6 protein-coding genes are annotated in these 6,000 nt (G+C 42.5%); 4 read left to right on the forward strand and 2 right to left on the reverse strand.

What is annotated here, in order from left to right; all coding sequences use genetic code 11:
- Positions 1-17: 17 nt before the first annotated feature.
- Positions 18-2,651 carry a bifunctional acetate--CoA ligase family protein/GNAT family N-acetyltransferase gene (locus R7041_RS13255; protein ID WP_170896979.1) on the reverse strand — a complete coding sequence of 878 codons (2,634 nt, stop codon included), beginning with the start codon at positions 2,649-2,651 and terminating at the stop codon, positions 18-20.
- Positions 2,652-2,887: 236 nt separating this feature from the next.
- On the opposite strand from R7041_RS13255, the gene R7041_RS13260 reads away from it, so the two are divergent.
- The 4 genes from R7041_RS13260 to yciH all read left to right on the forward strand — a co-directional run bounded on the left by R7041_RS13260 (position 2,888) and on the right by yciH (position 5,424).
- Positions 2,888-3,457, forward strand: a complete 570-nt coding sequence (locus R7041_RS13260) for an SPOR domain-containing protein (RefSeq protein WP_005390018.1) — start codon at positions 2,888-2,890, stop codon at positions 3,455-3,457.
- Between the two features lie 149 nt (positions 3,458-3,606).
- A complete protein-coding gene (locus tag R7041_RS13265) occupies positions 3,607-4,596 on the forward strand; it encodes a D-alanine--D-alanine ligase (RefSeq protein WP_033907069.1) in 990 nt (329 codons plus the stop codon).
- A gap of 128 nt (positions 4,597-4,724) precedes the next feature.
- The gene (locus tag R7041_RS13270; protein WP_005376294.1) at positions 4,725-5,111 is read left to right on the forward strand and encodes a DUF3319 domain-containing protein; all 387 of its coding nucleotides are present in this window, start codon (positions 4,725-4,727) and stop codon (positions 5,109-5,111) included.
- A gap of 1 nt (position 5,112) precedes the next feature.
- Positions 5,113-5,424: a stress response translation initiation inhibitor YciH gene (gene yciH / locus R7041_RS13275; RefSeq protein WP_005376292.1), complete on the forward strand. Its 312-nt coding sequence runs from the start codon at positions 5,113-5,115 to the stop codon at positions 5,422-5,424.
- A 254-nt stretch (positions 5,425-5,678) separates the two neighbouring features.
- Here yciH and R7041_RS13280 read toward each other — a convergent pair whose 3' ends face one another.
- Positions 5,679-5,912: a hypothetical protein gene (locus R7041_RS13280; protein ID WP_017820154.1), complete on the reverse strand. Its 234-nt coding sequence runs from the start codon at positions 5,910-5,912 to the stop codon at positions 5,679-5,681.
- Between the last annotated feature and the right edge of the window lie 88 nt (positions 5,913-6,000).

Consider the following 6,000-nt stretch of genomic DNA (forward strand, 5'->3'; position numbering starts at 1 on the left):
CGCTAATGCTGCGCTTTTCAATTTAAAGGGAGCACCATATCTGCCGTACCGTCTGCAAACTGGATATCGATCTCAAACCCCAAGTTCTGAGCCAACATCAACATCCCTCTGTTTGTTGGCATGGTCATTCCAGACATTTGCTTTGTGCCTTTAACTTTGCAATAGCTGATTATTTTCTGCATCAGCACTTTGCCTAAACCTTTTCCTTTCAAATCTGAACGAACCAAAATAGCAAACTCAGCGTCACTATTGTCTGGTGTAATCAATGCGCGGGCTACCCCTATGATAGACGGTCCGTCAGTATTAAACGCTACCGCAACAAACGCCATTTCGCGGTCGTAGTCGATTTGAGTAAAGTTTGCCAAAGCCTCATGGTTGAACTCTCCAACTTCAGAAAAGAAACGCTTATAGAGATCTTCTTTCGATACGCTATTAATGAATTGAGCATGCAGCGGCTCATCCTCTGGCAAGATAGGGCGAAGCAAGATAGGTTGGCCATCTCGAAGCGTCACCGTTTCGACAAACTCTGCCGGGAAAGGGCGAATCGCTAGCCGTTTTTGGGCGTCTCCTTCGTACTTACACAGTGTGACATCTGCATCAAGGATAGTTAAATCGCTTCCGGACACCAGTACTGGATGGATATCCAGTTTTTGTATTTCTGGTAACTCAACTGCCATTTGGGAGATACGAACCAAGAACTTCGACAACTCAGTAATATCGAGCGCATCTTTGTGTTTCTGCAGGCGAATCTTTCCAGACTTTAGGGCAACAACGACAAGGTAGCGCGCAAGCGTCATGTTCAAAGGAGGAAGTGCAGCGACGGCATCTTGGGCGATATTCCACTCAGAGCCGCCTTGACCAAGCAAGATCACTGGTCCAAAGACTTTATCTACTGCAATACTAATCCGTAGCTCTTCAGCGCTGCCGAGCTTTGCCATCCCTTGTACCAACAGCCCATGTACATTGGCGGAAGGGTAGCTGAGCTTTACGGTATCTAAAATGGATAGCGCTGCGTTGGAAACTTCTCGACTGTTTCTTAAATTTAGAGCGACACCGTGAACATCCGATTTATGAGGAATGTCTGGAGAACGCAATTTTACCGCAACAGGATATCCAATATTTTCTGCCATATGAACGGCTTCAATGTCGTCAGATGCAATCCACGTAGGCAAAACGTTAAACCCGAACAGCTTAAATAATGGGCTGGTTTGATGCGTATCCAAGGTAACTGTGTTTTTATCCAGTAGTCGTTCGTTTACCCATTCTTTTGCTGAACTCACACTTCCAGAATGTAATGGCTCTGCCGTCGTTGGCGTTTCCATTAGTTGTTTCTGGTTTCGTCTGTATTCGACCAAGTGCATGTATGCTACAACCGCACTTTCAGGTGTTCTATAGGTTGGAATGCCTGCTTGAGTAAAGGCCAGTCGCGCTTCTCTCGACGTTTGTTCTCCTGACCAGTTGGTCAAGATATTAAAATGCTTATGCCGAGGGTGAGATTTGATGGCATTAATAACGGCTTGAGCAGTTTCAAGAGGATCAGAAACAGCAGAAGGACTATGCATAATCAATATCGCATCTGCACAGTCGTTATTCATCAGTGCGTTAATGGTATCAATATAGCGTTTTTGGGTTGCGTCACCAGACAGATCAATTGGATTTCGAGCACGCCAGTTGGATGGAAGTACTGCTTGTAATTGCTCAATGGAAGCGTCATCAAGCGTTGCGAGTTGGCCACCACGTTCAATCAAAGTATCAACGGACATAACAGCAGGGCCGCCGCCATTGGTGATGATCGCTAAACGCTCTCCACGAAGTGGCACAGAATGCGTGAGTGTTTCTACCGCGGCAAAAAGCTCATGCGTATTGCTGACTCGTAACATACCAGTTCTGCGAATAGCAGAATCGTAAATTACGTCAAGTGTATCTCCGTCTTGCTGCTCAAAAGTATTCATCTCTTTAGAGCGGCCCGCTTTTAGCACCAATATACGTCGGTTACGTGAAGCGGCGCGCGCAGCAGACATAAATCGGCGAGCGTCTTGGATATTATCAACATAAAGCAGAATAGCTTCAGTGTTTCCATCCATACTCAAATAGTCGAGCAAATCTGCAAAATCGATATCTTGTCCGCGCCCAATCGAAATGAACGAAGAAAAACCAATGTTCTTATCATTTGCCCAGTCTAAAACCGTGGTACAAACCGCCGCGGATTGTGAGATGAAAGCAATTTTTCCGGGTTTAGCTGCAACAGGGGAAAACGTGCAGTTAAAATTGTGCCAAGGAAGGATGATACCTAAGCTGTTTGGGCCTAAGACTCGAATGTTCAATGATGAGATATCTAAAGGATTAGGGTCATCAGAGATAACAATCGCAAACGGTGTGCCTCTCTCATCTAGCTCTTTAAGCAATTGCTCGTTACGTGAAACGTTCGTACACAAAATTGCAATATCTGGCGTATAGGGCAGGGAAGCTACATCAGGGTAAGCGATCACGCCAGATACGGCTTTATATCGCGGCGTTACTGGCATAATCGCGCCACCAAATCCACTTTGTAGAAGGTTGCGTATCACAACATGTCCTGCTCGCAATGCTTTTTGAGATGCCCCAATAACGGCCACAGAGTTGGGTTTAAAGAGTTTATGTAATTTATTCATGCTGACTCCTGGCCGTTTGTAAGTCACGTTGGCTTCTCGGTTTCATATCAATCATAAACGAATAATTTACTGATAAAACATCTTCAGACCAGACATTGCAGAAAATGTGTACGATGCTTATGGAGTTTGTGTTATTCATCACATCAAAATCACAGATTATTGTATTTGATGCTTGATAAACGGCCCTGCTATCGGCATGATTTATCGTAATATTTATCCAGAGCATTTGTTACTTCATGAAAAAAATCGCAATCATCGGCTTGTCAGTTCTGCTTTCTGCTTGTGCATCTGAAACTTACATCACGGATGTGACCTCAGAAAGTTACCGAGAGGACTACAAATCAGATCGTATCTCTAAACCAATTATGGCGTCTGAAAACGCTGTAGTAGAAAAAGACGTACAACCAACTGTTGTGAAAATGACGGCAAAGCCTGAAGAGAAGAAAGTAGTCAAGCTAACGCCAAAAGAGCAGGCGAAGCCAGTTAAGATCGTACCACCAAGTAAAAAGCAAGCTGGCATTCAACGATTCGGCTATACCATTCAAGTCGCAGCTGTGGGTAGCCAAGCGAAAGTCGATCAGTTTGCAAATAAGCTGCCACAGAACGGTCAGCCAATTTGGGAAAACTACAAAGTTGTAAACGGTACTAAGTGGTTCTCAGTTTTGTACGGAGACTACGCAACAAGCGCAGAAGCCAAGCAAGCGATTTCGACTTTGCCAGCTCAATTTCAGCAGTTAAGGCCATTTGTTAAAAGCATTGATGCAATCAAAAACTCAGCTTACCCAACGCTTAACAAATTAAATTAACACATCAAATAAGGGAGCGAATAGCTCCCTTATTTATTTGCTCAAATCCTATTCGAACAACATTCCTCACATTAAAATTACTGTACGTCACACTTCAAAGGTTTATCATAATAAATAGTATCTTTTGTAGGTCACGGAAAGATGGATTCATGATTAAAAATATTCTTTTACTATGCGGCGGTGGCTCTTCTGAGCACGAGATTTCATTATTGTCTGCAAATTTTGTCGAACAACAACTAAATCTTATTGAAGACGTTCACGTTACACGCGTAGAAATAAAAAACGAAGGTTGGATGACCAACCAAGGTGAGTTGGTTTACTTGGATCTCAATACCAAGCAGTTGTGCTCAAGTGAATCTAATCAAACCATTGATTTCATCGTGCCTTGTATACATGGTTTTCCTGGCGAAACAGGCGACATTCAATCTCTGTTTGAAATCGCAGGTATTCCTTATCTTGGCTGCGGGCCAGAAGCGAGTAGCAATAGTTTCAATAAAATCACATCTAAGCTTTGGTACGACGCTATCGGCATACCCAATACGCCATACTTATTCTTAACGCGAAACGATGAAGAAGCTCACGTTCAAGCTCATAAAGCCTTTGAAAAGTGGGGAAAAGTTTTTGTTAAAGCCGCTCGCCAAGGCTCTTCCGTTGGCTGTTACAGTGTCACAGAAAAAGACAAGCTTTCTAATGCAGTAAATGATGCTTTTGGGTTTTCTGACCAAGTGTTGGTTGAGAAAGCAGTAAAACCTCGAGAACTTGAAGTTGCTGCATATGAGATGAATGGCCAACTACATATCACTAAGCCAGGCGAGGTCATCGCGCCTGATGGTGCTTTTTACTCGTACGATGAAAAGTACAGCAGTTCAAGTCACTCGCTCACAGAAGTTGAGGCGAAGAATCTAACTCAAATACAATTAGATTCCATCCAACACGCGTCTGAGACGGTATTTAAACAAATGAATCTTCGTCATTTATCTCGTATCGACTTTTTCCTAACGGAAGATGATGAGATTTACTTAAACGAAGTAAACACATTTCCAGGAATGACTCCGATCTCAATGTTCCCTAAAATGCTTCAAAACAACGGGCACAAATTTCATGAGTTCTTGGAAGATTGTATAAACAGTGCAAAGTGATTAACGTTATCGAGACGCGTTTTATGATACAAGTTGTTTTCTAGAGCAAGGTTTATTCAAGCCGTATTTGAATATTGCTCAGTAGCAATTATGATTATATCAACGCATTAAACAGATGACTCAGTGGTATGGCGATTTCAAATTATAGAGGTTTTAACCTGCAGTCAGTCGGATCAGATGGCAGTGTTTGGAAGGTTAAAATCAAGAACCACGTCTTACAGGGAAGTTTGACGGCGGTAAAGAAAAGCATTGATTGGTGGTGTGACACCGCATCGATTATTGATCCCAAAGAGTTTGCTTCACTCGGACAGAGAGTGCAGCAAACAGGTGTTGCAAAATCAGAGGTCTTTAACGGCTATACTATTCAAAATGATACAGGCCAACCTAACTCTTGGTACTGTATGTTTAATGGTAAACTGATTAAGGGCAGTAAAGCCGCTATTCAACGCCATATCGAAGCTTATTTGGTTGCAAAGCAAAAAGCGATGCAAGCTCAACAACAAAAGAAACAATAGAATGACTCTGGTATATTCAACAGAAACCGGTCGAATTAAACCGGAAGAAGAAAAAGTATCTCGCCCTAAAGGCGATGGTGTTGTTCGGATTCAGCGCCAAACGAAAGGCCGTAAAGGTAAAGGCGTATGCATTGTTACAGGTTTAGACTTGGATGATGCACCTTTAAAGTTATTAGCGGCAGAACTCAAAAAAGTCTGTGGCTGTGGTGGCTCTGTAAAAGATGGCAATATCGAGATTCAAGGTGATGCTAGAGACAAGATCAAGGCACATCTTGAAAAGAAAGGCATGACAGTCAAATTAGCCGGTGGCTAATTTAATATTTCCAGTAAACAAAAATGGCGTCTAAAGAAATAGACGCCATTTTTTATAAGTTGCTAATTGAAGAGCAAGCAATCGTAGATTGATAGATCGATATTAGCTATTTTATGGTAAATAACCATTATGTTTAATGCTCACCGTAAGGCCCTTAAATTTAAAATCTGCAGGGGAATAGGAGCATACTCAGACAACATTTAGCGTACGGCGATATGCAATTTAACATAATATACATAATGCGAACTTAAGAGTTAGAAGATTAGCATTGGTGAAGTCAGTTTAGTTACACCGTATTTGGCTGTTGCTGCTTTGCAAGCCTCATCAGCTGTCTTGTATGGACCGTGAACTTCGATTTCACCACAGCGACAACTTGATAATAACCAGTCATCAACTTTAAAACCGTGTGGCTGATTAAGTTCCTTCATTGTATCTTGGGTTACGTTTAACACTGTACACGTTGGTTCTGCATCTTGCTCATTCAACATGAGTCAACATGGACGGCTTTGTTGCGTAATTCGATGGAACTAAATCAAGAAGCTACGATCTGAGCGGTTACGCCCATCAATCGTCGTA

The sequence above is a fragment of the Vibrio sp. 1751 genome (assembly GCF_033339895.1).
GTDB classification, from domain to species: domain Bacteria; phylum Pseudomonadota; class Gammaproteobacteria; order Enterobacterales; family Vibrionaceae; genus Vibrio; species Vibrio alginolyticus.

Coding starts and splice junctions, on each gene's coding strand:
- R7041_RS13265 (WP_033907069.1), top strand. CDS start 3,607: ATGATTAAAAATATTCTTTTACTATGCGGCGGTGGCTCTTCTGAGCAC.
- R7041_RS13280 (WP_017820154.1), bottom strand. CDS start 5,912: ATGTTGAATGAGCAAGATGCAGAACCAACGTGTACAGTGTTAAACGTA.
- R7041_RS13255 (WP_170896979.1), bottom strand. CDS start 2,651: ATGAATAAATTACATAAACTCTTTAAACCCAACTCTGTGGCCGTTATT.
- yciH (WP_005376292.1), top strand. CDS start 5,113: ATGACTCTGGTATATTCAACAGAAACCGGTCGAATTAAACCGGAAGAA.
- R7041_RS13270 (WP_005376294.1), top strand. CDS start 4,725: ATGGCGATTTCAAATTATAGAGGTTTTAACCTGCAGTCAGTCGGATCA.
- R7041_RS13260 (WP_005390018.1), top strand. CDS start 2,888: ATGAAAAAAATCGCAATCATCGGCTTGTCAGTTCTGCTTTCTGCTTGT.